The sequence below is a fragment of the Shinella sp. H4-D48 genome, from assembly GCF_022637395.1.
Classification (GTDB): Bacteria; Pseudomonadota; Alphaproteobacteria; order Rhizobiales; family Rhizobiaceae; genus Shinella; species Shinella sedimenti.
In genome coordinates this window covers 1,025,573-1,048,675 of sequence record NZ_CP093337.1, presented here as the reverse complement: position 1 = coordinate 1,048,675, position 23,103 = coordinate 1,025,573, and the positions used below count along the sequence as shown (strand labels likewise).

Genomic DNA, 23,103 nt, shown 5'->3' with positions numbered 1-23,103 from the left:
GGACACGGACGATGACAATGCAGAAGCTGAACAAGCGGCTGGCACTGATCGGCCTCATTGCAATCCTGGCCGGCTGCAACAGCACCGATGCGCTGATCCCGCGCGTCGATGTCGGTGGCAATTTCAATTCGCCGCCGGTCACCCAGGGCGATCTCGACCGGATGAGCGCCGACACCGGCCCGGTGACAGGCACATCCGCGGAAACGGCATTCGCCTCGCCCGGTATCGGCGGCGGCTCGACCGGCGCGGATACGGCTGGGACACTTCAGGGTCAGGCCGATGCGCTCGCGCGCAACCAGGGCGGCGGCAGCGTCTCCGCGACGGAAGCGGAACTGAGCCGCACGGCGGCCCAGCGTTCGCTTGCAGCCGAGACATCCGAAGGCGCAGAAGAACTTGCGGCTCTCCCGCCGGCCAAGGCCACGGGCGGCGAGACGATCCGTTTCCTGCCGATCATCGGCGCGCCGGTGCAGGCCGTCACACCCTTGTCAAAACGGCTCGGGGCCGAAGCCCGATCGAGCGGTCTGACGATCCGCAGCGCCTCCGACAATTCCGCAAGCCATATCCTCAAGGGCTATTTCTCGGCGATGAACGACGCCGGCAAGACCACCGTAATCTATGTGTGGGATGTGCTGGACGGCTCAGGCGCGCGGCTGCATCGCATTCAGGGCCAGGAAAGCGTCGATGGCACGGCCACCGATCCGTGGGCGGCGGTCCCGGCGCAGACGATGGAGGGCATCGCGCAGAAAACCATTCGCCAGTACCTCGACTGGCGCAGCTCCGCGCCCGGTTAAGACCCTCGAAACGGTAAATCACAGCGAAATGCGAAGAATCGCTTTTCCAAGCGCCCTAGGCCCTTGCATTCGCAGTTTTTGCCGCTTAAAGGCCCCCCATCAGCAGAATAACAGGCGGACCATAAATGAAGGTTTTCGCGGGCAATTCGAACCGGCTTCTGGCCGAAGCGATCTGCAATTATCTGAATGTTCCGCTTGGCCGCGCGACGGTCAGACGCTTCGCAGACCAGGAAATCTTCGTTGAAATCCAGGAGAATGTGCGCGGCGAGGACGTCTTCGTCGTCCAGTCCACCTCCTTCCCGACCAACGACCACCTCATGGAACTGCTGATCATGATCGATGCCATGCGCCGCTCTTCGGCGCGCCGCATCACGGCCGTGATCCCCTATTTCGGCTATGCCCGCCAGGACCGTAAACCGGGTCCGCGCACGCCGATCTCCGCCAAACTCGTCGCCAACCTGATCACCGAAGCCGGCGCCGACCGCGTGCTGACGCTTGACCTGCATGCCGGCCAGATCCAGGGCTTCTTCGATATCCCGACCGACAACCTCTACGCCGTGCCGATCCTGGCGCGCGACGTGAAGGAAAACTACAACCTCGAAAACGTCATGGTCGTTTCGCCGGACGTTGGCGGCGTGGTGCGCGCCCGTGCGCTCGCCAAGCGCCTCGACTGTCTGCTTGCCATCGTCGACAAGCGCCGCGACCGCCCGGGTGAATCCGAAGTTATGAACGTCATTGGCGATGTCTCCGGCAAGGATTGCCTGCTGATCGACGACATCGTCGATTCCGGCGGCACGCTCTGCAACGCGGCCGAAGCACTGCTGAAGAACGGCGCGACCAGCGTCACCGCCTATATCACGCATGGCGTGCTCTCGGGCGGCGCGGTAGCCCGCGTCACGTCCTCCAAGCTCAAGGAGCTTGTGATCACCGACACGATCCAGCCGACCACGGCCGTGCAGTCCGCGCACAATATCCGCGTCATCTCGACCGCAAACCTGCTCGGCGAGGCGATCAACCGCACGAGCGCGGAAGAATCCGTTTCCAGCCTGTTCGACTGATACGGCTCCCTTCTCCCATTCAGGCCTGCGCACCGGCACCGGTTGCGCAGGCTTTTTCGTCTCCGGCGTCTTTCCGCGCAGATCCCGATGTTGCGCCCATCGAATCTGCGCTAGGTTCCATCAGTCTCACAGGAGGAGTCCATGAACGTGACGTCGCCTTTCCTACGCCGGCTTGCCGGTCGCATCGCCATCCTTCTCGCGGCCGGCACGCTCGCAGCCTGCCAGGTCGAGGTCGATCAGGGCGGCGGCGGTTACCGCCCCGGCCCGCAGGCCTGCACGCGTGAGTACCGCCCGGTCTGCGGCGCGCGCGGCGGCGATCTCCAGACCTTCGCCAACGCCTGCGAAGCCCGCGAAAGCGGCTACCGCGTCGCCGGCCCCGGCGAGTGCCGGCGAGATGGCGGCCGCCCGGAGCCCTATCCGAATCCAGATCGTGCCTGCACACGCGAATATGCGCCGGTCTGCGGCACGCGAGGGCGTGACCGCCAGACCTTCGCCAACGCCTGCGAGGCGCGCAAGAGCGGCTATGACATCATGGGCCGCGGCGAGTGCCGGGCCGGCCGACCGGACAACCAGTGGGGTGGTGGCGGACGCGATCGTCCGGGCCGCGACCGTGACCGTGACGACGACTGGGCCGGCGGCGGCAGCGGTGGCGGCCAGCGCATGTGCACAATGGAATACAATCCGGTCTGCGCCCAGCGCGGCCGTGACCTGAAGACCTTTGGCAATTCCTGCTCGGCCGATGCCGCGGGCTATCGCGTGGTCCGGCCCGGCGAATGCCAGGCCTACTGATCACGGCCTGACGTAACTGCACGCCCCGCCCGCAAGGCGGGGCTTTTTTTGCGCCCTATCGCGGCGGAAGCGGGCAGGCCTCGCCACCGCCGAACAGGCGCGAGCGGGTGAGAAAGCGCTTTTCCCTTCCGTTATCGAGCGAAAACATCCCGCCGCGCCCCGGCACGACATCGATGATGAGCTGCGTGTGCTTCCACACGTCGAACTGGCTCTCGCTGATATAGACCGGCACGCCGCCGATTTCCCCGAGCTTCACGTCGCGGTCACCGACGATGTAATCGTCCGCCGGATAGCACATGGGGGACGAGCCGTCGCAGCAGCCGCCCGACTGGTGGAAGAGTATATCGGGATAATCCGTCTGGATTTCCCTGATGAGCGCAAGCGCCGCATCGGTCGCAACGACCCGCGGCTCCGTCACGGCTTCTGGCACGTCTGGCATCGCAGCCTCCCGAAACAGGTTTCCCTCCCCCCGGAGACCGGAGAGAGGGAGGAGGCAGGTCACGGAGAATGCGCCCTGCCCTGCGGTCACCTTCTCCGGGGGGTAGGAGAAGGTTATCGGCGGCTCAGAAGAAGCCGAGCGCCTTGGGAGAGTAGCTCACCAGCATGTTCTTGGTCTGCTGGTAGTGGTCGAGCATCATCTTGTGCGTTTCGCGGCCGATGCCCGACTGCTTGTAGCCGCCGAAAGCGGCGTGCGCCGGATAGGCGTGGTAGCAGTTGGTCCACACACGACCCGCCTGGATGTCGCGGCCGAAGTGGTAGCAACGGTTGGCATCGCGGCTCCACACGCCGGCGCCGAGGCCGTACAGCGTGTCGTTGGCGATTTCGAGCGCTTCCGCATCGTCCTTGAAGGTCGTGACCGATACGACCGGCCCGAAGATTTCCTCCTGGAACACACGCATCTTGTTGTGACCGCGGAAGACGGTCGGCTTCACGTAGTAGCCGCCGGCCAGATCGCCGCCAAGATCGTTGCGGCCGCCGCCGGTCAGCACTTCCGCGCCTTCCTGCCGGCCGATGTCGATATAGGACAGGATCTTTTCCAGCTGCTCGGACGACGCCTGCGCGCCGATCATCGTCGCCGTATCGAGCGGGTTGCCCTGAACGATCTTCTCGACGCGCTTGATGGCCTTTTCCATGAAGCGGTCATAGATCTTCTCATGCACCAGCGCACGGCTCGGGCAGGTGCAGACCTCGCCCTGGTTGAGCGCGAACATCGCAAAGCCTTCCAGCGCCTTGTCGAGGTAGTCGTCATCCTCGTTCATGACGTCGGCGAAGAAGATGTTCGGCGACTTGCCGCCCAGCTCCAGCGTGACCGGAATAAGATTCTGGCTGGCATATTGCATGATCAGGCGGCCCGTCGTCGTCTCGCCGGTAAAGGCGATCTTGGCGATGCGCGGGTTGGACGCGAGCGGCTTGCCGGCCTCAAGACCGAAGCCATTGACGATGTTGAGCACGCCGGCCGGCAGGAGATCGCCGATCAGCTCGGCCCAGACGAGGATCGAGGACGGCGTCTGCTCGGCGGGCTTCAGCACCACGCAGTTACCCGCGGCAAGCGCCGGTGCCAGCTTCCAGGCGGCCATCAGGATCGGGAAGTTCCAGGGAATGATCTGGCCGACAACGCCGAGCGGCTCGTGGAAGTGATAGGCGATCGTGTCGTGGTCGACTTCGCCGATCGTGCCTTCCTGCGCGCGGACACACGAGGCGAAGTAGCGGAAGTGGTCGATGGCGAGCGGAATGTCGGCAGCCATCGTTTCACGCAGCGGCTTGCCGTTGTCCCAGGTCTCGGCGCGGGCAAGCAGATCGAGATTGTCCTCCATGCGCTGCGCGATCTTCATCAGGATGTTGGCGCGCTCCGTCGAGGAGGTGCGGCCCCACTTGTCCTTGACGGCGTGGGCCGCATCGAGCGCCAGCTCGATATCGGCGGCGTCGGAGCGTGCGACTTCGCAGAGCTTGCCGCCGGTGATCGGCGTGATGTTGTCGAAGTAGCGGCCGGCGACGGGCTCCTTCCACTCACCACCGATGAAATTGCCGTACTTCGCCTTGTACGGATTCTCGACGATCTTCTGATGCAGCATTGTCATTCCTCCCATGAAGAGCCCGGATGGGCCGTGGGAGGAATGGTGCGGTGCTTTGCCCTTTTGCGATAGGGCGACGAGGGCGATGGCCGGCGCGACTGTTTCAGAATTGAGACAGGGCGACGCGGCAGGCTGTGCTGCGCCGCAGCATCAGTTGATCGAGAGCTTCTTCATCTTGCGATAGAGCGTTGCCCGGCTGATGCCGAGCAGATCGGCCGCGTGGCTGACATTGCCGCCGGCACGCGTCAGCACGCGGCGCAGCGCAGCGCGCTCGGCGTCGTCGAGATCCCGGCCCTCCTCCACGCGATCCTCCTTCAGGAGGTCGGAGGCGGCGATGCCGGTGGCGATGCGCCGGTCGTCCAGACCGAGCACCTGCCGTGCCGCACGTGTTGCGCCGAGCACCAGATCGTCCCGGTCGACGGCCAGTAGAGCCGGCGAGGCCCTGCCCTCCACGGGCACGAGCAGGATGCGGGCTGCAGAGAAGGCGCGCCGGAAAAGCCCGGCCTCGATGCGCGCCGCGGCATCGCGAACCGCCTGCGAGAGGATCGACATGGTCATCTCGTTGGCATCGTCGCGGCAGGTGGAAATATCGATGGCCGCAGCAATGCGGCCGGTATGGTCGCGGATCGGCGCCGTGGTGCAGGAAAGCCGCGTGTTCTGCGACAGGAAATGCTGGTCGCGCAGGATAAGGACCGCGCGCTCGTCGGCAAGCGCCGTGCCGATGCCGTTCGTGCCGACGCTCGCCTCGCTCCACACCGTGCCGGACCACAGGCCGACCCCGCGGAAATCGCGGTCATCGCCGGCAGCGCCACGCCGTTCCAGTGCAATGCCGTTCTCGTCGGTGAGAAGCAGGCAGCAGCCGGCCTTGCCGACGGTGGCGAACAGACGGTCGATTTCGCCGCGCGCCTCCTCGATGAGATCGCTGGAGCGGGTCCGGGCCTGCCGGAACTCGCCTTCGGTCAGCCGCCAGGGAACGCGCGCTTCTTCCGGTGACAGGCCGTGCAGCGTCAGGCATCGCCGCCAGGAGGCCGCAACGGGTGAATTCGCCGCGGCCGAGGCATGGGCCACCACCGTCTGGACATGATCCGCGTGATCGAAACGCACAGGCATCCGCTCTCCTCCCGAAAGCTTCCGACCGATCGTCGCACTGGAGTACAGTGCCGCGAACTATAGAACCGTTTGCGGCGAAAGGTCCAGCGGGACGAAGGTTCAACATGGATATGGGCAGCGCGGGGCCGCACAACAAGGCTGTTTCCAACCGTCACGCCGCCTGTTACGAGTGCATATCCTTTTCCAGCATCGATCCTGCCATGTTCCGCGACTTTTCCGCCCAAGCCCTGTTCATGGGCCTGCTCACCACCTTTGTCGGTTTCGCCAGTTCCTTCGCCGTTGTGCTGCACGGCCTGACGGGGGTCGGCGCCAGCGAGGCGCAGGCCGCCTCCGGCCTGATGGCGCTTTCCGTCTCGATGGGGCTCTGCGCCATCGTGCTGAGCGTCGCGACACGGCTTCCCGTCTCGATCGCCTGGTCGACGCCGGGCGCGGCATTGCTCGCCACCTCCGGCGCCGTCGAAGGCGGCTTTTCGACGGCGGTGGGCGGCTTCCTCATCTGCGCATTGCTGATCGTGATTGCCGGCCTGTGGAAACCGCTCGGGCGCATGGTCGCCGCCATTCCCGCGACGCTCGCCAATGCGATGCTGGCGGGCGTGCTGATCGGCCTGTGCTTCGCGCCGGTGAAGGCCATCGCTTTTAATCCGCTGCTCGGCCTGCCGATCGTGCTCGCCTGGGCGATCGTCGGCAGCATCAACAGGCTTTACGCCGTGCCGGCTGCCCTCCTCGCCTTCATCGCGGTGCTGGCCTTCGGCGTCGACATTCCCGACGGTGCTTTCAGCGGTCTTGCCGCATCGCTGCTGCCGCAACCCGAACTCGTCGCGCCGTCCTTCACCATGGCGGGGCTGGTGGGCATCGCCCTGCCGCTCTTCATCGTCACCATGGCATCGCAGAACATTCCCGGCATCGCCGTGCTGAAGGTCAATGGCTATGAGCCGAAGCCGGGGCCGCTCTTTGCCGTGACGGGCGCGTTCTCGTTGCTTTCCGCCCCCTTCGGCGGCCATGCCGTCAATCTTGCCGCCATCACCGCCGCCATGTGCGCGGGCAGCGATGCACATCCCGACCCGGCCAGGCGCTACTGGGCGGCGATCAATGCCGGCATCTTCTATGTGATCTTCGGGCTTGCGGCCGGTGCGGTTACGGCCTTCGTAGCCCTCGCCCCGCCGATCCTCATCCAGGCCGTCGCCGGCCTTGCGCTGATCAGCGCCTTTGCCGCCTCAGCACTGAATGCGTTCCGAGAGCCCGAGGGCCGCGAAGCCGCGGCGGTGACGTTCCTGGTCACCGCCTCCGGGGTTTCGTTTCTCGGCATTTCCGGCGCGTTCTGGGGGCTGCTTGCGGGCGGGCTGATGCTTGGCCTCGCCCATGTCACAGCCCGACGCCGGCGCTGATTATGGCTGGAACGGCAACGGGCGGCCGTTGATCAGCACCTTGCCGTCCTCGCCGACCGTGACGTCCCAGGCCTGCGCCCCGTCACCCGCATCGCGCGCGAGACCCTTCATCATCAGAAGCCCGAAGGAAGCCTGACCGAATTCCGGAACCACTGTGGCGTTCTTCTGCAGATAGGCGACCGTCTCGTCGAATTTGCGCATCGTCAGTGTCAGGTCGGCCCTGCGGCGGTCCTTGTCCTCGATATGGACCTGCATCGTGCCGGTGAGGCGCACGTCATAAATCGGGGAAACGGCCGAGACATCCTCGAGCTCGAACGTCATCATGCCGCCAGGCAGCACGATACGGCCAAGTTCGGCGCTCTGCTCCTCGGTCAGCGGTTCCTTTTTGGAAAAGTCGCCATGGTCGAGCATGTAGGTAACGGCGCCGGCGAGGTCGAGATTGGCAACGGCCATCTTGAAGGTCGCGTGCTCCGGCACCGCGCTTTCGAAAGCCGCCGGCACCACACCGGCAGGCAGCCTCGGCTTGTCGATATCGATGCCGAAGCCGACGCGCGTGGAATGGGCGACCCCGTTCATGTCGATATTGTAAACGAGGCCGTCAGCTCCGAACGTCCCCTTGTCCGTGCCGATGGTGACGTTGGAGGCCCGGATCGTCTCCTTCAGGTTGTCGAAGACTGGAAGGGAATTGCGAAGGAGCTGCTTGAGGCGCGCGATTTCCGGCGGATCGAGAAGAGGCTTGTCGATGTTGTCGAGGATAAGGAAGACAAGGTCCTGCAACGTCTTGTAACGTGCGCCGTCCATGCTGACGTCGATATCCACCTTGTCGGCGCTGATATCCACCTTGCCGGAATCCTTGCTGGTAATAGTCTCCGCAAAGGCCTGCATGACGCCCGTCGTGGAAATGTCGAGGGTATCGGCACCCTTCTTCTCCGCCGCGATCGACATCACCGACTGGCCGAAGCTCGCCGAAATGCTTTCCCTGGGCGTCACGCTGGAGAAGGCGATCTTGCTGGCGGACCAGTCGGCCGAGGTGAAGTAGAGGATCTCGGGATCGTAGATCCCGTCGAGCTTAATGGAATCGATCACATAGGAGAAGGAGGTTGCCTTGTCCGCAGGGGTGTCGAGCGTGCCCTTGATGTCGAGGCTGTCGTTCGACTCGATGCGATAGGTCCCCTCCGGCATGGGCCGCAGATAAGAGGTCATCGGCTTCAGGCCTTCGATCTTCACCGCCCCGCTCTTCGCCTTTGCCAGCAGCGGCGCGGGATCGAAGCGCAATTCATAGAAAGACGTCGCGGCCCGGACCGTGACCATGCCGGCATCGACCAGGTCCTTCGGCAGGTAATGCGTCAGGCGCTTCTGGATGTTTGCGGCCTCGGATACCGAAACCTCCTGGGCATGGACCGTGCCTGCACAAACGAGTGCAACAGCGGCCGAAGCCATCAGGGTCTGTCTTATCATCATGGTCTCCTTGCCAAAAACGAGCTGGGCGGAACTTCCATATACCGCGGCGATGTGTCAATCCGGTCGCGGCCTTGCATTTCCGGGGATTCTCGTTTATCGAGCCCCCGTCCGCGTAGACACCCTTGGAGGCAACGCGGATGAGGCTTTCACGAAATCCTCAAGTTTTGCGCGGCCGGTGAAGACGCCTGCCGGGGAAAACTCTCCAGTAACATATGAAAGGTTTTGCCATGAGCAACGATACCTACGAGCTTAAGGCCGAAACGCGCGAACGGGTTGGTAAGGGGTCCTCTCGTGAACTTCGCCGCAACGGTCTCATTCCGGCAGTCATCTACGGTGAGAAGCAGGCCCCCCTCGCTATCGCCATCGCCACGAAGGAAGTCACCCAGCGCATCTACGCCGGCGGCTTCAAGACGACCGTCGCCACGATCGACGTCAACGGCGAGAAGATCAAGGTTCTCCCGAAGGACTACCAGCTCGATCCGGTCCGCGACTTCACCATGCATGTCGACTTCCTGCGCGTTTCGGGCAACACCCACGTCGTCGTTGAAGTTCCGGTTCACTTCGTCAATGAAGAGAAGTCCCCGGGCATCAAGGCCGGCGGCGTCCTGAACATCGTTCGCCACGCTGTCGAGCTGCACGCTCTGGCCGGCAACATTCCGGATTCCCTGACGGCAGACCTTACCGGCCTCAAGGTCGGCGAAGGCATCCACATCTCCAACATCAAGCTGCCGAAGGGCACGAGCCCGGTCATCACCGACCGTGACTTCACGATCGCGACGATCGCTGTCCCGGCTGCCGGCGTTGAGGAAGAAGAAGTGGAAGCGACCGAGGAATAAGCATTTCTCGGAAATAGCCCCTACAGAAACCCCGTCTCCTAAGGAGGCGGGGTTTTTCTTTGGCCCAAACATCTCTCACGCTACGGCAGGTTTGAATTATCAGCACTTTTCCGAACGAATATTTCAGCAACCTTTAAGTTTTTGATGAAACGCTGATCGGCATGAGGAAAGCCAAAGATATAACGGGCGAGCTTCGCGGACCGGCGGGGGAGCAACCGGCATGAAGATGCATTCGGTGGAGAGCCGATTCATTGCCATCGTTATCGGTGCGCTCCTGGTTTTCGTCGCGCCGCTTTTCGTCCTCTTTCTCATCATCTCGTCCGACCGTGTCGCCCGCGAGCGAACGGAAAGCACCGAAGCCCTGCTCAGGGCCAATGTGCAGGCACTCGGAAAGCCACTGTGGGATTTCGATCTGGACAGCGTTACCCAGATTGTCACATCCCTGCACGCCAATACCGACATCAACTTCGTGCGCGTGCGCGACACGGCCGAAATGATCGACATCAGCCGGCCGGTGGGTCGGCCCGCGGCCGAAGAGACCCGTTCCATCGTCAACGCGGACATTCTCTACAGGGCCAGCGACGGCATCAAGAAGGTCGGCACGGCGGAAATCTGGCTGGAAAAGCAGGGCCTGCTTTCGCGCTTCAGCAGGGACGAAATGGCGATCTTCGCCATCTTTTTCTTCGCCGTCGCGACGCTCTTCACCGCCGCCATAATCGGCAACCGGATCACCATCATACGTCCGCTCATGCGCCTGACGGCGGCGATAGAGGCAACACGCCGCCTCGGCTCACGCCACCATGTCGACTGGACATCGAAGGACGAGATGGGCGCGCTCGCTCATAACTTCAACGAGATGCAGAGCAAGCTCGAGCACGAGGAAGCCGGGCTGAAGCTTGCCCATGCACGGGCGACGGAAATCTACAATCTCACCCCGGCCATGCTGTTTTCCATCGATGCGACAGGCCGCATCACCGCCGTGAGCGACTATTGGCTAACGGCCACCGGCTACACGCGCGACGCTGTGATCGGTCGTGCCTTCACAGATTTCGTCGTCGAGGACTGCCGCGAAAGCTATGACCGCCGCCACCTCACGCAAATGGAAGACGGCGGCATCTGCGAGGTCACCCTGCGCTTCAAGCGCGCCGATCGCACCGTGATCGACGTTCTCATCCTGGAAACGGGGCTTGCGACAGGCGACGAGCGGCCGTCGCTGTCCCTCTCCGTCATGACTGATGTGACCAGCCTGAAGGATGCGGAGAACCGCAACCACCGGCAAGCCATCACGGACCATCTCACCGGCCTGCTCAACCGCCAGGGCTTCGAACTCGTGCTGGACGACCTAATCGGCGATGCCGACAGGCTTGGCCAGCAACTCGCCTGCATCTTCGTCGATCTCGACCGTTTCAAGTGGATCAATGACAATCTCGGCCATGCCACTGGCGACGCGGTGCTGCGTGAGGTGGCGGATCGCCTGCGCGGGCAGTTGCGTGGCAACGACGTCATCGCGCGTCTCGGCGGCGACGAGTTCGCCATCCTGCTCTGCGCACCCGACGCCTGCCGGCTGGCGACCGACATCAGCGAACGGCTGGTGGAAGGCATGCGCGCGCCGCTGACCGCCAATGGCGCGGAGCTGAATGTCAGCGCGAGCATCGGCATCGCCCTCTACCCCGATCACGCGAAGACGGCCGCCTGCCTCCTGCAGAAGTCCGACATGGCCATGTATGCCCGCAAGCGCAGCGGCAAGAACGGCATCCAGCTGTTCGACAACGATATGATGGACATCGCCCGCAAACGGCTGGAAACAGAACAGTTCATCGAGCAGGGCCTGCGCGAGGACTGGTTCGACGCTTATCTCCAGCCCATCGTCGCACTGTCGGACGGCCGTGTCGCCGGTTTCGAGGCGCTGATGCGCCTGAACCATCCCGAACGCGGCCTGCTCTCCCCTGCCGACATCATCGGCATCGCTGAGGAAAACGGCTCCATCGGCCGCATCGGCGACTGCATTCTTTCCAAGGCGATCGCCCATCTGTCCACACTGTCGAAGCTGGAAGGGCTGGCCGACAGTTATCTCGCGGTGAACTTCTCGCCGCTGCAATTCGAACCGGCCCTGCCGTCGCGCGTCGCCGCACTGCTCATGGAAGCTGGCCTCACGCCCTCGCGCATCGTCATCGAGATCACCGAGGCCGTGCTGATGCTCGACAACCCCGTCGTGCGCTCGGTGCTCGATGCGCTTTCGAGCCTGGGCTGCCGCATCGCGCTCGACGATTTCGGCACGGGCTACTCCTCGCTCAGCTATCTCAACCGCTTCCCGGTCGACATCGTGAAGATCGACCAGTCCTTCACCAAGTCGCTGACAAGCGAGCAGCAGGACGTGCGCCGCAAGAGCCGCATGCTGGTGGAGGGCATCCGCACCATCTCGCATCAGATGGGCTGCGCCGTCGTCGCGGAAGGCATCGAGACCGAGGAACAGTGGTCCATGCTCCAGGCTATGAACGTCGAACTCGGCCAGGGCTATCTTTTCAGCCGCCCCTTGCCGCTCGAGGCGCTCCTCGTCAAACTGGACGAACTATCGCCGTCGGAAGAACACGGGCACAAAGTGGCCTCCTGAGGAGCCAGCCGGGGACAGGATGATGAAGACACTCTTTCTGCTGCTCGGCCTGTCACTCGCACCGCTGTCGTCCGCCTGCGCCCAGACCATCCACTTCCTCACCGAGGAATATGCGCCTTTCAATTACACGAAGGCTGGCGCGATCACCGGCATCGCGGTGGACCAGATGAAGCTGGTGACCGAACGCGCCGGCATACACCACACGCTGGAGATCATGCCCTGGGCGCGCGCCTTTTCACTCGCCGAAAAGCAGCCCATGCACTGCGTCTTCACGGCCGGATACAACCGTGATCGTGCCACCCGCTTCGTCTGGATCAAGCCGCTGCTGAAAGACCAGATGGTCATGTTGAAGCGGCAGGATGCGGTCTACGATAACCTCACCATCGTCAAGGCGCGTGAGCTCAAGGTCGGCTCGCAGCGGGGCGACTTCGCGGTGGAAGCGCTGGAGCAGATCGGCTTCCACGACATCGATCTTGCCGCCGATATCGACATTACCCTTCGCAAGCTGTTGAGCGGCCGCATCGACCTGATGCCGACCTCGGTCAAGACCTACGAAAAGATGCGGCTCGACGGTGTTCCTGTCGAGAAGGCCATGATGCTGGCGGGCCAGGTCTACGGCGTCGCCTGCAACAAGGACACTCCCGCCGATCTTATCCAGCGCATGCAGGCCGAGCTCGACAAGCTGATCCTCAGTGGCGAGCAGGACCGCATATTTGCCGCCTATGGACTGCCGCCGAACCCCCGGACGTCTCAGACCCGCGCCCACAAATAATGCGCACGCATGGTTGACTTCCGCGCGCATTCGCGGTGGTGAAGGCGAAACGACATGCTTTGGCGGAGCAATCCATGCTGATCATCGCGGGGCTCGGCAATCCGGGCGCGAAATATGCGGGCAACCGCCACAATATCGGTTTCATGGCGCTGGATGCGATCCATCGCAAGAACCCCTTCTCGCCCTGGTCGAAGAAGTTCAAGGCCGAGATCTCCGAAGGCGAGCTTGCCGGCGACAAGGTCCTGCTCATCAAGCCGCAGACCTTTATGAACCTGTCGGGCGAAGCCGTTGGCGAAGCCATGCGCTTTTACAAGCTCGCTCCCAAGGATATTGTCGCCATTTACGATGAGTTGGACCTCCTGCCCGGCAAAGCGCGTATCAAGGTCGGTGGCGGCCATGGCGGCCACAACGGCATCAAGTCGATCGACGCCCATTGCGGCAAGGATTACCGCCGTCTGCGTCTGGGCATCGGCCATCCCGGCGCGAAGGAACTCGTGACAAACCATGTGCTCGGCGATTTCGCCAAGGTGGACCACACATGGCTCGACCCGCTGCTTGACGAGCTTGCGGTCCACGCCGATATGCTGGTGCGCGGCGAAGACTCACGACTGATGAACAAGCTGGCTCTTGCCACGGGAGGCAAGGCGGAAGAGGACAAGGCCACCAAGAAGCCGGCCGGCCAGTCCCATATCCGCGCGGCCCGCAACCATGCCCAGCCGAAGTCGCTGCCGACGAGCGGCCCGATGGCCGACATGCTGAAGAAACTGTTCGGCAACAAGGGCGATTGACGCTGCGCGCCGGGCAGGCGCGAAAACCTATTCTTCCGGCTCCGTCTGGAATAGCAGCGGAAAGCCCGCCTCCTTGGCGAGGTCCGTCGCCTCCTTGGCCTTGGTCTCGGCTATGTCGCGGGCGCAAATGACGACCACGCAGGTCCCCATCTTGTGCGCCGTCATCATCACGCGGTAGCTCGTCTCCTCCGCCATGCCGAACACGGCCTTCAGCACCAGCACGACGAATTCGCGCGGCGTATAGTCGTCGTTGACGAGAAGCACCTTGTAGAGCTTCGGCCTTTCGAGCTTGGGCTTGGTGGTGGTTTTGGGGTCGAGGATCGTGTTGCCATTGCTCATTGGAAGCTCCTCACGACATTGGCTTCGAGCAGTGTGCGCTCATTGTGCACCGCAGGACGGTGGAGTTCAAGGCCCCGCGCCGCCAAGGTCTTGACCCTGCCCCGTCCTTCCCCCATAGCGGTGGCAACGATTTTATCAAGACGAATGGACCATCTCCATGGGCTTCAAATGCGGTATCGTCGGCCTGCCGAATGTCGGCAAGTCGACCCTCTTCAACGCACTCACCAAGACGGCTGCCGCCCAGGCGGCGAACTATCCCTTCTGCACCATCGAGCCGAACACCGGCGAAGTCGCTGTGCCAGACCCGCGCATGAAGGCGCTCGCCACCGTCGCCGGCTCGAAGGAAATCATCCCGACGCGTATCTCCTTCGTCGATATCGCCGGCCTCGTGCGCGGCGCGTCGAAGGGTGAAGGCCTCGGCAACAAGTTCCTCGCCAATATCCGCGAAGTCGATGCCGTCGTGCATGTGCTGCGCTGCTTCGAGGACGACGACATCACCCATGTCGAAGGCCGCATCAATCCGGTCGGCGATGCCGAGACCATCGAGACCGAGCTGATGCTCGCCGACCTCGAAAGCCTCGAGCGCCGCGTCGAGCAGACCCGCAAGCGCGCAACGGGCAAGGACAAGGAATCGCTTGCCCAGCTGCCAATCATGGAAGCCGTGGTCAAGCTGCTCAACGAAGGCAAGCCGGCCCGTCTTCTCCTCAAGACTTTGGCACCGGAGGAGATCGAAATCCTCAAGAGCCTGAACCTGCTCACGTCCCACCCGGTCCTCTATGTCTGCAACGTCGCGGAAGGCGACGCGGTGAACGGCAACGCGCACACCGAAGCCGTCGCCGCCATGGCGAAGGAACAGGGTGCGGAATGCGTCATCATCTCGGCTGCAATCGAAGCCGAAGTCGCCCAGCTGCCGGAAGAGGAGGCCACCGAGTTCCTCTCCGCACTCGGCCTCGACGAAGCCGGCCTCGACCGCCTGATCCGCGCGGGCTACCACCTGCTCGACCTGATCACCTATTTCACCGTCGGCCCTAAGGAAACGCGCGCCTGGACCATCGTGCGCGGCACCAAGGCGCCTCAGGCTGCCGGCGTCATCCACACGGATTTCGAACGCGGCTTCATCCGCGCCTTCACCATCGCCTATGACGACTACATCGCCTACAAGGGCGAGGTCGGTGCCAAGGAAGCCGGCAAGGGCCGCGACGAAGGCAAGGAATATGTCGTGCAGGACGGCGACGTCATCCACTTCCGCTTCAACACCTAACGTCTCGCCGGACTGACGATTTTCGAACTGCCGTCCCTCACCGGAGGGGCGGCAGTTTTTCTTTGAGCGCAAGCGGCAGCGGCGTCAAAACCCAGCGCCGGAAATGCGGCCAGCCGATGCCGATGGTCAGCACGACAATTCCGACGATCAGAAGGGAGAGGAAAATATAGCTTTCCGGAGCAGCGGTCGTGCGCTGGAGCAGGCTCGCCGTGGCGACACCCAGCGACAGCAGGCCCGAGGTCACGAAGGCGCGGCGATCGATGGCAAGGCCGATCCCCATGAGCACGACGACGATGGCAACGATGACGAGCGCATCGGGCAGGCCCTTGTCGCTGCTGAACAATGTATTGTTCGCGAAGTCGCCGAGAAACACGAAGCTCAGCGTCGAATAGAGCAGCGCCGGTGCCGTGACGAGGTGCAGCCAGAAAGCGATATCGGAGCGGCGGGTGATACGGAAACGATCCGACAGGTCATAGCGCATCGCCACGGTAAACAGCGCGAGAGCCGTAACAAGGAAGATGCCGGCGCAGAGCGTCGAGTGCTCGGTGAAAAGATCGGCGCTATCAAGCATCCGCCCGAGCCCGAAGAAGACAAGGCCGAGCGCCGTGGCCGCAAGCGACAGATACCACAGACTCAGGGACAACGGGATACGGTAGCGCCAGTAGAACAGTGGCAGGAGCACGCATAACGGCAATACCGTCAGCAGGAAGCCGACGATGGCATCCTGCGTGCCGATCGTCTCGTCCTGCAGAAGAACCGACGTCGTGAGGATCCAGTGTACGTAAAGCGCTGTCAGCAAGACGGCCGGAAGCGCGAGCCGCTGCCGCTTCACGAGAATTTCCGCGAGAATGACGATGGCCGGCAGCGCCAGGAGAAACGCGCCGATGCCCCAGACCCCAGCCATGACGATGGCAACGCCGATCGTGATGAGCACATCGTGGAAGCCGCGGATGAAGCGCGGCGCTTCCGTATCTTCCACCGGAGCGATGGCACGGTCTTCCGCAGGCCCGCCGATATCGAGCGCATCAGCGGCCGCCGGCGCATGCAGCCCGACGCCGCGCGCTTCCATATAGGGCAGCAACGCGCCGGCCTGCTCGCCGGAAATGATGCCCTCGCCGGCCGCGCCGTCGAGAACGGATTTCAAAGTCTGCATCGCTGGCCTCTCCTGTTGCCCGCGCACCATAGCGTCGCGCCGCCGCCTGACAAGCCTTGCAAAACAATGTCATGACCGCCATTCTCCTGCCCGTAACAGGACAAACGGACGTGGCCAACCGCAGCTTTGAAGATTTCACACCCGGACGCCGCTTCACCTTCAAGGAGCGCACGCTGACGGCCGACGAAATCATCGCCTTCGCGCGGGAATTCGACCCGCAACCCATGCATATCGACGAGGCCGCCGGCCGCGCCAGCATTCTCGGTGGGCTGGCCGCTTCCGGCTGGCACACCAGCGCGGTGATGATGCGCATGCTCTGCGAAGCCTATATCGACGGCTCCACCTCGGAGGGCTCGCCCGGCGTTGACCTGATGGAGTGGAAGCGCCCGGTTCTGGCCGGCGATACGCTCGGCGGTCATTGCGAGGTGCTGGAGGCACGCGTCTCGCGCTCGCGGCCGGAAATCGGCATCGTGCGGCTGCGCGCCGAAGTGACCAACCAGCGCGGCGAGATCGTCGCCATCTCGGAATATGTCAACATGATGCGCCTTGCCGGGAAGGATGCCGCCTATGCGGATGGCTGAGCTTTATCCGTTCGGTCAGACCGTCCAAATCGGTTCGAACACCTTCACGGCAGAAGATATCATCCGCTTCGCCCGGGATTTCGATCCTCAGCCCTTCCATCTGGATGCCGAGCTCGCCCGGCAAAGCCTGTTCGGCGGCCTGTGTGCCTCCGGCTGGCACACCAGCGCCGGCTGGATGAAATGCTTCGTCGCCTTCTGGACCGCCGAATGCCGGCGCCTGGCGGCAGAGGGCATCGCGCCGCCGAAACTCGGCCCCTCGCCCGGCTTCACCAAGCTCGGCTGGTTCAGGCCTGTCTTCGCCGGCGATACGATCAGCTATTCGGTAACGCTGCTCGCCTCACGCGAGCTGGCGACGCGCAAGGACCGGGTGCTCAACACGATCCGTTGCGCGGGAGAAAACCAGAACGGCGAGCCCGTCATCCGGTTTGAAAGCACCGTGCTGGAGTTCGTCTGAGAGACGAACCGGGGATTGACGCCTCGTCAGTGCCCGTCGAAAGCCACCAGCGTTCGCACTTCGACGCCGAGCGCTTCCAGCTTCTTGCGCCCGCCAAGCGCCGGCAGGTCGATGACGAAGCAGGCCGCGACAATATCCGCCCCCATCTGGCGTAGCAGCTTCACGGCGGCCTCTGCCGTGCCGCCGGTTGCGATCAGGTCGTCGACGAGGATCACTCTCTCGCCCGGCGTAATGGCGTCCTTGTGCATCTCCATCTCGTCCACGCCGTATTCCAGGCTGTAGGCGATGCGCACGGTCTCATGCGGCAGCTTGCCCTTCTTGCGGATCGGCACGAAGCCGGTCGAAAGCTGATGCGCCATTGCACCGCCAAGGATGAAGCCGCGCGCCTCGATTCCGGCGACCTTCGCGATGCCGATGCCCGCATAGGGATGAACCAGTTCGTCCACGGCGCGGCGGAAGGCGCGCGGATTGCCGAGCAGTGTGGTGATGTCCCGGAACACGATGCCGGGCTTGGGATAGTCCGGAATGTTGCGGATCGCGGCGACGAGTTCTTGTTCAACGGTAGACATGGGATTTCCCGGCTGCGGAAGACGGTCCGGTTATTGCAGGTGCGGCAACGCCCCACAACAAAAAAGGCGGCCCGGAGGCCGCCTTTCGAACCGGGCGGTCAGACCGCTCAGTGTTCCTTGTTCGCGTAGACCGACTTCTTCGTCAGATAGATCAGGCCCGTGAAGATCAGCAGGAAGACCATCACCATGAAGCCGGTACGCTTGCGTTCCTCGAGATGCGGCTCAGCGGCCCACATCAGGAAGGCGGCGACGTCGTGAGCGTACTGGTCGACCGTCTGCGGCGCACCGTCGTCATAGGTGACCTGGTCGTCGGAGATCGGCTTTGCCATGGCAAGCGCCGCAGCATTGGCGAAATAGGGGTTGTAGTGCGTGCCTTCGGCGACTTCGAGATGCGCCGGCTTCTCTTCATCGTAACCCGTCAACAGCGAGTAGATGTAATCCGGCCCGCCTTCCTGGTACTGCGTGAAGATGTCGAAGACGAACTGCGGGAAGCCGCGGGTGATGCCGCGCGCCTTGGCGATCAGCGAGAAGTCCGGCGGAGCCGCACCATTGTTCGAAGCGGCAGCCGCCTCGTGGTTGGCGTAGGGCGACGGGAAGTGGTCGGAAGGCACGGCCTTCCGCATATACATCTCGCCGTCGCTGTTCGGGCCGTCCTGAACTTCGTAGTTCGCGGCGAAAGCCTTGATCTGGGCCTCCGAGTAGCCAAGCCCTTCCAGCGTGCGGAAGGAGACGAGGTTCATCGAATGGCAGGCCGAACAGACTTCGGTGTAGACCTTCAGGCCGCGCTGAAGCTGGCCCTTGTCGTACTTGCCGAACGGACCGGCAAAAGACCAGTCCTGCTGCTTGGGCTTATGCATCGGATAGTGCGGCGTGGCGTGTTCGGCCTCTGCACCGGCTGCGGGCGCTGCCTCTTCCGCCGTAGCGAAGGAGGCGCCCAGACCGGCGACGAGGGCGAGCGACAGAATGCCTGCAACAAGCTTTTTCATTGTCATGGTTCCTTTCGTCGCCCGTCTCAGGCCTTGGCCGCCTTGGCGTTCTTCTTTTCCAGAACCGCTTCCGTGATCGAATTCGGAATGCGCTTCGGGGTCTCGATCAGGCCGAGCAACGGCATGAGGATGATGAAGAAGCCAAAGTAATAGACCGTGCCGAGCTGCGACAGGATGACGTAGATGCCCTCAGCAGGCATGGCGCCGAGCCAGCCGAGCATGATGGCGTTGGCCACGAAGATCCAGAAGAACAGCTTGTACCACGGACGGTAGACTGCGGAACGCACCTTGGAGGTGTCGAGCCACGGCAGGAAGAACAGGATGATGATCGAGCCGAACATCACCAGAACGCCACCGAGCTTGGAGTCGATCGGGCCGACATTGAAGGTGATGGCGCGCAGCATCGCGTAGAACGGCAGGTAGTACCATTCCGGAACGATGTGGGCCGGGGTCTTCAGCGGATCGGCCGGGATGTAGTTGTCCGGGTGGCCGAGATAGTTCGGCATGTAGAAGATGAACCAGGCGAACACGATCAGGAAGACCGATACGCCAAGGGCGTCCTTCAGCGTCGCATAGGGCGTGAAGGGAACCGTGTCCGTCTTCGACTTCACCTCGACGCCGGTCGGGTTGGTCTGGCCGGTGACGTGCAGGGCCCAGATGTGCAGGACAACGACGCCCGCGATCATGAAGGGAAGCAGGTAGTGCAGCGCGAAGAAGCGGTTCAGCGTCGGGTTGTCGACGGCGAAACCGCCGAGCAGGAACTGCTGGATCCACTCGCCAACCCACGGGAAGGCGGAGAAGAAGCCGGTGATAACCGTCGCACCCCAGAAGGACATCTGACCCCAGGGCAGAACGTAGCCCATGAAGCCCGTTGCCATCATCAGGAGGTAGATGACGACGCCGAGGATCCAGAGGATTTCGCGCGGCGCCTTGTAGGAGCCGTAGTAGAGACCACGGGCAATGTGCAGGTAGACCGCGATGAAGAAGAAGGACGCGCCGTTGGCGTGCATGTAGCGAAGCAGCCAGCCGTGGTTCACGTCGCGCATGATCTTTTCGACCGAGTTGAACGCGACTGTGGTTTCGGCGGCGTAGTGCATGGCCAGCACGATGCCGGTCGCGATCTGCACGATCAGCATCACCGACAGCATGGCGCCGAAGGTGTAGGCATAGTTCAGATTGCGCGGTACCGGGTAGGAAACGAAGCTGTCATGGATCATGCGCGGCAGAGGCAGGCGCGAATCGACCCATTTTTCGATGCCAGTCGTCGGCTGGTAGGTGGAATGTTCAGCACTCATTATCAGGTGTCCCCTCAACCGATCTTGATGACTGTGTCGGATACGAACGAGAAGGTCGGCACAGCCAGGTTCTCAGGGGCAGGACCCTTACGGATACGGCCGGCCGTATCGTAGTGAGAACCATGGCAGGGACAGAACCAGCCGCCGAAATCGCCGGCCTGGCCGAGCGGAACACAGCCGAGATGGGTGCACGAACCGATCATGACGATCCAGTTCTCCTTGCCTTCGCCGGCGGAGCGGTCGATATCCGTCGCCTGGGCGTCGGGCGCGATGTTTGCGTTGCGCGCGACCGGGTCCTTCAGGTCGGCGAGCGCGACGGCCTTGGCTTCCTCGACTTCCTGCTCCGTGCGGTTACGGATGAAGACCGGCTTGCCGCGCCACTTGGCGGTCAGCGACATGCCAGGCGTCAGGCTGGAGACGTCGACCTCGATGGAAGCGAGCGCCAGCGTGGACGCATCCGGACGCATCTGGTCGATGAACGGCCAAGCGACAGCAACGCCGCCCACGACGCCCGCCATACCGGTGGTCAGGTAAAGAAAATCGCGGCGAGTGGGCTCGCCATGGGATTCGCTTGTTGTCTCGTGTTCGCTCACGGCTAAACCATCCTCTCACGCAAAGTCTGCGGAAAACCGCACCGCCCCCTGGGAACCGGCAATATCCGGACACAATACGGCCATAGATTCCCCGTCAATCCGGCGCGTTCTATGCTTGATCGCAAATTATGTCCAGCCTTGGCAAGGGGAGGTGGGCACATTGTCGCGGGAAAACGGTGAGGGCTTGACATCCATCAGGATGGCGCCGGAAAGCGCAACCCTTTCAAGGCGCAAAGGCGTGCCTGTTCACGACCGCGAGGCGGCCCTATTGCGCCGCTTCCACCTGCCCAAGAAAACCGCCTGACTGGCGTGACCAAAGATCCGCATAAAGCCCGCCGCGCGCGACAAGCTCGCCATGCGTGCCCTCCTCCACGATCCGGCCGCGATCCATCACGATCAGGCGGTCGAGGGCGGCAATGGTCGAGAGGCGGTGGGCGATCGCAAGCACGGTCTTGCCGCGCATCAGGCGCTCCAGATTGGACTGAATGGCCGCCTCGACCTCCGAATCGAGGGCGGAGGTCGCCTCGTCCAGCACGAGGATGGGTGCATCCTTCAGCATGACGCGCGCAATCGCGATGCGCTGGCGCTGGCCGCCGGAGAGCTTCACGCCGCGCTCACCGACATGGGCGTCATAGCCCCGGCGCCCACGCTGGTCCTCCAGCTGGAGGATGAAATCGTGCGCTTCCGCCTTCCTGGCAGCCTCGATCATCTGCTCTTCGCTGGCATCCGGGTTGCCGAAGAGGATGTTGTCGCGCAGCGAGCGGTGCAGCAGCGCCGTATCCTGGCTTACCATGCCGATGCTGGCGCGCAGGCTTTCCTGGGTGACAGCGGCAATATCCTGTCCGCCAACCAGAATGCGGCCGCCCTCCAGGTCGTAGAACCGCAGGAGAAGATTGACGAGCGTCGACTTGCCCGCACCCGAGCGCCCGACGATGCCGACCTTCTCGCCGGGCCTGATGGAGAGCGTAAGGTCGTCGATCACGCCGGATTGGCGGCCATAATGGAAGCGCACGTTCTCGAAACGGATATCGGGGCTCACGACCTTGAGCGCGGTCGCGTCCGGCCTGTCGACAAGGCCGATAGGCTTCGAAATCAGGTCGGCCGAATTCTGGATCGTGCCGATATTGCGCATGATGCTGTTGAGCTGCGTCATCAGGCGGTTGAGCAGGAAATTCAGCCGCAGCACCAGAGCCATGGTGAAGGCGACAGCGCCCGAGCTGATGACGGCGGTAAGCCAGAGGTGAATGCACAACACCGCCATGCCCGCGATCATCAGGCCCGACAGGAAGGCAAGCGACGCGCGCAGCGAGGTCAGAAGCCGCGTGAAGTTCAGGATCGTGGCCTGGAATATATCGAACCCGTCGCGCATGTAGCGGTCGTTCGCATCATCGCGGCCGAAGAGCTTCAGCGTCTGAATATTGGAATAGGCATCGACCATGCGGCCGCTGATCATCGACCCGGCTTCCGCCGACTGGCGGGCATGCTCGCGAATGCGCGGCACGAAATGGCGTGCCAGCGCTGCGAAAATCACAAGCCAGGCCAAAAGCACGGCCGCAAGCCGCCAGTCGAGCTGGCCGAGCAGCACCAGCGTCGAGACCGTGTAGATCGAGACGAACCAGATGCTTTCCATGAAGGAGGTGATGACATCGCCCGTCGCCTGCCCTGCCGACCAGACCTTGGTGACAATGCGGCCGGAAAAATCGTTCTGGAAGAACGAGAGCGACTGGCGCGCGACATGCACATAGGACTGCCAGCGCACGAGATTGTAAAAGCCCGGCGTGATGACCTGCTGGTCGACCAGCGCGGTGAGAAACGCCATGATGAAGCGCACGATGCCGATAAGGACGAGCATCAGCAGCAGTTCTGTTCCATGGGTAGCAAGCAGGCCGCTCCACCCCTCGCCCGGCCTGACCGTCGCCAGCATGTCGACGAGACGCCCGACGAACCAGAAGGTCGCCGCCTCGATCCCCGCCGTAATGCCGCCCAGCACGAGCAGCGCCGCAAACGGCGCCTTGGCCTGCCGGACATAGAACCACACGAACGCAAACAGCCCCGCCGGCGGCCGCAGGTCATCACGCCGCTCGAAGGGCTTTATCCAGGTCTCGAAGAAGGAGAAAAGCGGCCGGAAGATCATGCCCCCGATATAGGCCGTTTTGGCCGGGCGGCAAATTAAAGTTCGGAAAGGAAGAAGGCCGGCCA

The 23,103-nt window shown here is 63.1% G+C and carries 22 protein-coding genes; 11 read left to right on the top strand and 11 right to left on the bottom strand.

Annotation, left to right across the window (positions count from 1 at the left end; genetic code table 11):
- The first annotated feature begins 17 nt into the window (after nt 1-17).
- From MNR02_RS04990 to MNR02_RS04980, 3 genes are all read left to right on the top strand, one after another.
- Complete coding sequence (locus tag MNR02_RS04990) at nt 18-791, top strand: hypothetical protein (RefSeq protein ID WP_241948826.1); 774 nt, start codon at nt 18-20, stop codon at nt 789-791.
- Nucleotides 792-916: 125 nt separating this feature from the next.
- Nucleotides 917-1,849 (top strand): ribose-phosphate pyrophosphokinase, encoded by a 933-nt coding sequence (locus tag MNR02_RS04985; RefSeq protein ID WP_241598083.1) that lies wholly within the window; start codon nt 917-919, stop codon nt 1,847-1,849.
- A gap of 141 nt (nt 1,850-1,990) precedes the next feature.
- Nucleotides 1,991-2,638: a Kazal-type serine protease inhibitor domain-containing protein gene (locus MNR02_RS04980; RefSeq protein ID WP_241598082.1), complete on the top strand. Its 648-nt coding sequence runs from the start codon at nt 1,991-1,993 to the stop codon at nt 2,636-2,638.
- A 55-nt stretch (nt 2,639-2,693) separates the two neighbouring features.
- Here MNR02_RS04980 and MNR02_RS04975 read toward each other — a convergent pair whose 3' ends face one another.
- The 3 genes from MNR02_RS04975 to MNR02_RS04965 all read right to left on the bottom strand — a co-directional run bounded on the left by MNR02_RS04975 (nt 2,694) and on the right by MNR02_RS04965 (nt 5,820).
- The gene (locus MNR02_RS04975) at nt 2,694-3,077 is read right to left on the bottom strand and encodes a DUF779 domain-containing protein (protein WP_371746710.1); all 384 of its coding nucleotides are present in this window, start codon (nt 3,075-3,077) and stop codon (nt 2,694-2,696) included.
- A gap of 124 nt (nt 3,078-3,201) precedes the next feature.
- A complete protein-coding gene (gene adh / locus MNR02_RS04970; RefSeq protein ID WP_241598078.1) occupies nt 3,202-4,710 on the bottom strand; it encodes an aldehyde dehydrogenase in 1,509 nt (502 codons plus the stop codon).
- A gap of 150 nt (nt 4,711-4,860) precedes the next feature.
- Nucleotides 4,861-5,820: a helix-turn-helix domain-containing protein gene (locus tag MNR02_RS04965; protein WP_241598076.1), complete on the bottom strand. Its 960-nt coding sequence runs from the start codon at nt 5,818-5,820 to the stop codon at nt 4,861-4,863.
- Between the two features lie 200 nt (nt 5,821-6,020).
- Between MNR02_RS04965 and MNR02_RS04960 the strand changes: the two genes are divergently transcribed.
- Entirely contained in the window at nt 6,021-7,205 is a 1,185-nt protein-coding gene (locus MNR02_RS04960; RefSeq protein ID WP_241948824.1) for a benzoate/H(+) symporter BenE family transporter, read from the top strand.
- Here the strand turns inward: MNR02_RS04960 and MNR02_RS04955 are convergent, their stop codons facing one another.
- The gene (locus MNR02_RS04955; protein WP_241948299.1) at nt 7,206-8,663 is read right to left on the bottom strand and encodes a hypothetical protein; all 1,458 of its coding nucleotides are present in this window, start codon (nt 8,661-8,663) and stop codon (nt 7,206-7,208) included.
- 230 nt (nt 8,664-8,893) lie between these two features.
- Between MNR02_RS04955 and MNR02_RS04950 the strand changes: the two genes are divergently transcribed.
- From MNR02_RS04950 to pth, 4 genes are all read left to right on the top strand, one after another.
- Nucleotides 8,894-9,502: a 50S ribosomal protein L25/general stress protein Ctc gene (locus MNR02_RS04950; protein WP_241598072.1), complete on the top strand. Its 609-nt coding sequence runs from the start codon at nt 8,894-8,896 to the stop codon at nt 9,500-9,502.
- 226 nt (nt 9,503-9,728) lie between these two features.
- On the top strand, nt 9,729-12,113 hold the full coding sequence (locus MNR02_RS04945) for a bifunctional diguanylate cyclase/phosphodiesterase (protein ID WP_241948823.1): 2,385 nt from the start codon (nt 9,729-9,731) through the stop codon (nt 12,111-12,113).
- A 22-nt stretch (nt 12,114-12,135) separates the two neighbouring features.
- The gene (locus tag MNR02_RS04940) at nt 12,136-12,885 is read left to right on the top strand and encodes an ABC transporter substrate-binding protein (RefSeq protein ID WP_241948298.1); all 750 of its coding nucleotides are present in this window, start codon (nt 12,136-12,138) and stop codon (nt 12,883-12,885) included.
- 74 nt (nt 12,886-12,959) lie between these two features.
- The gene (pth, locus tag MNR02_RS04935) at nt 12,960-13,673 is read left to right on the top strand and encodes an aminoacyl-tRNA hydrolase (RefSeq protein WP_241948297.1); all 714 of its coding nucleotides are present in this window, start codon (nt 12,960-12,962) and stop codon (nt 13,671-13,673) included.
- A 27-nt stretch (nt 13,674-13,700) separates the two neighbouring features.
- Here pth and clpS read toward each other — a convergent pair whose 3' ends face one another.
- Nucleotides 13,701-14,012 (bottom strand): ATP-dependent Clp protease adapter ClpS, encoded by a 312-nt coding sequence (clpS, locus tag MNR02_RS04930; RefSeq protein WP_241598065.1) that lies wholly within the window; start codon nt 14,010-14,012, stop codon nt 13,701-13,703.
- A gap of 157 nt (nt 14,013-14,169) precedes the next feature.
- On the opposite strand from clpS, the gene ychF reads away from it, so the two are divergent.
- Nucleotides 14,170-15,273 (top strand): redox-regulated ATPase YchF, encoded by a 1,104-nt coding sequence (gene ychF, locus MNR02_RS04925; protein ID WP_241948296.1) that lies wholly within the window; start codon nt 14,170-14,172, stop codon nt 15,271-15,273.
- Between the two features lie 37 nt (nt 15,274-15,310).
- Here ychF and MNR02_RS04920 read toward each other — a convergent pair whose 3' ends face one another.
- Nucleotides 15,311-16,426, bottom strand: coding sequence for a hypothetical protein (locus MNR02_RS04920; protein ID WP_241948295.1), 1,116 nt, complete (start codon nt 16,424-16,426; stop codon nt 15,311-15,313).
- Between the two features lie 71 nt (nt 16,427-16,497).
- Between MNR02_RS04920 and MNR02_RS04915 the strand changes: the two genes are divergently transcribed.
- Nucleotides 16,498-17,007: a MaoC family dehydratase gene (locus MNR02_RS04915; protein ID WP_241948294.1), complete on the top strand. Its 510-nt coding sequence runs from the start codon at nt 16,498-16,500 to the stop codon at nt 17,005-17,007.
- Nucleotides 16,994-17,461 (top strand): MaoC family dehydratase, encoded by a 468-nt coding sequence (locus tag MNR02_RS04910; protein WP_241598047.1) that lies wholly within the window; start codon nt 16,994-16,996, stop codon nt 17,459-17,461. The genes MNR02_RS04915 and MNR02_RS04910 overlap by 14 nt, the downstream gene beginning before the upstream one ends.
- A gap of 26 nt (nt 17,462-17,487) precedes the next feature.
- On the opposite strand, the gene MNR02_RS04905 is transcribed toward MNR02_RS04910, so the two are convergent.
- From MNR02_RS04905 to MNR02_RS04885, 5 genes are all read right to left on the bottom strand, one after another.
- Entirely contained in the window at nt 17,488-18,030 is a 543-nt protein-coding gene (locus tag MNR02_RS04905) for an adenine phosphoribosyltransferase (protein WP_241948293.1), read from the bottom strand.
- Between the two features lie 107 nt (nt 18,031-18,137).
- Nucleotides 18,138-19,016 (bottom strand): cytochrome c1, encoded by an 879-nt coding sequence (locus MNR02_RS04900; RefSeq protein WP_241598043.1) that lies wholly within the window; start codon nt 19,014-19,016, stop codon nt 18,138-18,140.
- Nucleotides 19,017-19,042: 26 nt separating this feature from the next.
- Complete coding sequence (locus tag MNR02_RS04895; protein WP_241598041.1) at nt 19,043-20,311, bottom strand: cytochrome b N-terminal domain-containing protein; 1,269 nt, start codon at nt 20,309-20,311, stop codon at nt 19,043-19,045.
- A gap of 14 nt (nt 20,312-20,325) precedes the next feature.
- A complete protein-coding gene (petA, locus tag MNR02_RS04890) occupies nt 20,326-20,904 on the bottom strand; it encodes a ubiquinol-cytochrome c reductase iron-sulfur subunit (RefSeq protein WP_241598039.1) in 579 nt (192 codons plus the stop codon).
- Nucleotides 20,905-21,169: 265 nt separating this feature from the next.
- Nucleotides 21,170-23,038 carry an ABC transporter ATP-binding protein gene (locus tag MNR02_RS04885; protein ID WP_241948292.1) on the bottom strand — a complete coding sequence of 623 codons (1,869 nt, stop codon included), beginning with the start codon at nt 23,036-23,038 and terminating at the stop codon, nt 21,170-21,172.
- Between the last annotated feature and the right edge of the window lie 65 nt (nt 23,039-23,103).

Excerpts from the sequence above, each read along its gene's own strand:
- MNR02_RS04985 (WP_241598083.1), top strand. The coding sequence starts at position 917 with ATGAAGGTTTTCGCGGGCAATTCGAACCGGCTTCTGGCCGAAGCGATC.
- ychF (WP_241948296.1), top strand. The coding sequence starts at position 14,170 with ATGGGCTTCAAATGCGGTATCGTCGGCCTGCCGAATGTCGGCAAGTCG.
- MNR02_RS04975 (WP_371746710.1), bottom strand. The coding sequence starts at position 3,077 with ATGCCAGACGTGCCAGAAGCCGTGACGGAGCCGCGGGTCGTTGCGACC.
- MNR02_RS04900 (WP_241598043.1), bottom strand. The coding sequence starts at position 19,016 with ATGAAAAAGCTTGTTGCAGGCATTCTGTCGCTCGCCCTCGTCGCCGGT.
- MNR02_RS04920 (WP_241948295.1), bottom strand. The coding sequence starts at position 16,426 with ATGCAGACTTTGAAATCCGTTCTCGACGGCGCGGCCGGCGAGGGCATC.
- MNR02_RS04945 (WP_241948823.1), top strand. The coding sequence starts at position 9,729 with ATGCATTCGGTGGAGAGCCGATTCATTGCCATCGTTATCGGTGCGCTC.
- MNR02_RS04980 (WP_241598082.1), top strand. The coding sequence starts at position 1,991 with ATGAACGTGACGTCGCCTTTCCTACGCCGGCTTGCCGGTCGCATCGCC.
- pth (WP_241948297.1), top strand. The coding sequence starts at position 12,960 with ATGCTGATCATCGCGGGGCTCGGCAATCCGGGCGCGAAATATGCGGGC.
- MNR02_RS04895 (WP_241598041.1), bottom strand. The coding sequence starts at position 20,311 with ATGAGTGCTGAACATTCCACCTACCAGCCGACGACTGGCATCGAAAAA.
- MNR02_RS04965 (WP_241598076.1), bottom strand. The coding sequence starts at position 5,820 with ATGCCTGTGCGTTTCGATCACGCGGATCATGTCCAGACGGTGGTGGCC.
- MNR02_RS04910 (WP_241598047.1), top strand. The coding sequence starts at position 16,994 with ATGCGGATGGCTGAGCTTTATCCGTTCGGTCAGACCGTCCAAATCGGT.
- clpS (WP_241598065.1), bottom strand. The coding sequence starts at position 14,012 with ATGAGCAATGGCAACACGATCCTCGACCCCAAAACCACCACCAAGCCC.
- MNR02_RS04950 (WP_241598072.1), top strand. The coding sequence starts at position 8,894 with ATGAGCAACGATACCTACGAGCTTAAGGCCGAAACGCGCGAACGGGTT.
- MNR02_RS04955 (WP_241948299.1), bottom strand. The coding sequence starts at position 8,663 with ATGATAAGACAGACCCTGATGGCTTCGGCCGCTGTTGCACTCGTTTGT.
- MNR02_RS04905 (WP_241948293.1), bottom strand. The coding sequence starts at position 18,030 with ATGTCTACCGTTGAACAAGAACTCGTCGCCGCGATCCGCAACATTCCG.
- MNR02_RS04960 (WP_241948824.1), top strand. The coding sequence starts at position 6,021 with ATGTTCCGCGACTTTTCCGCCCAAGCCCTGTTCATGGGCCTGCTCACC.
- adh (WP_241598078.1), bottom strand. The coding sequence starts at position 4,710 with ATGCTGCATCAGAAGATCGTCGAGAATCCGTACAAGGCGAAGTACGGC.
- MNR02_RS04885 (WP_241948292.1), bottom strand. The coding sequence starts at position 23,038 with ATGATCTTCCGGCCGCTTTTCTCCTTCTTCGAGACCTGGATAAAGCCC.
- MNR02_RS04990 (WP_241948826.1), top strand. The coding sequence starts at position 18 with ATGCAGAAGCTGAACAAGCGGCTGGCACTGATCGGCCTCATTGCAATC.
- MNR02_RS04940 (WP_241948298.1), top strand. The coding sequence starts at position 12,136 with ATGAAGACACTCTTTCTGCTGCTCGGCCTGTCACTCGCACCGCTGTCG.
- MNR02_RS04915 (WP_241948294.1), top strand. The coding sequence starts at position 16,498 with ATGACCGCCATTCTCCTGCCCGTAACAGGACAAACGGACGTGGCCAAC.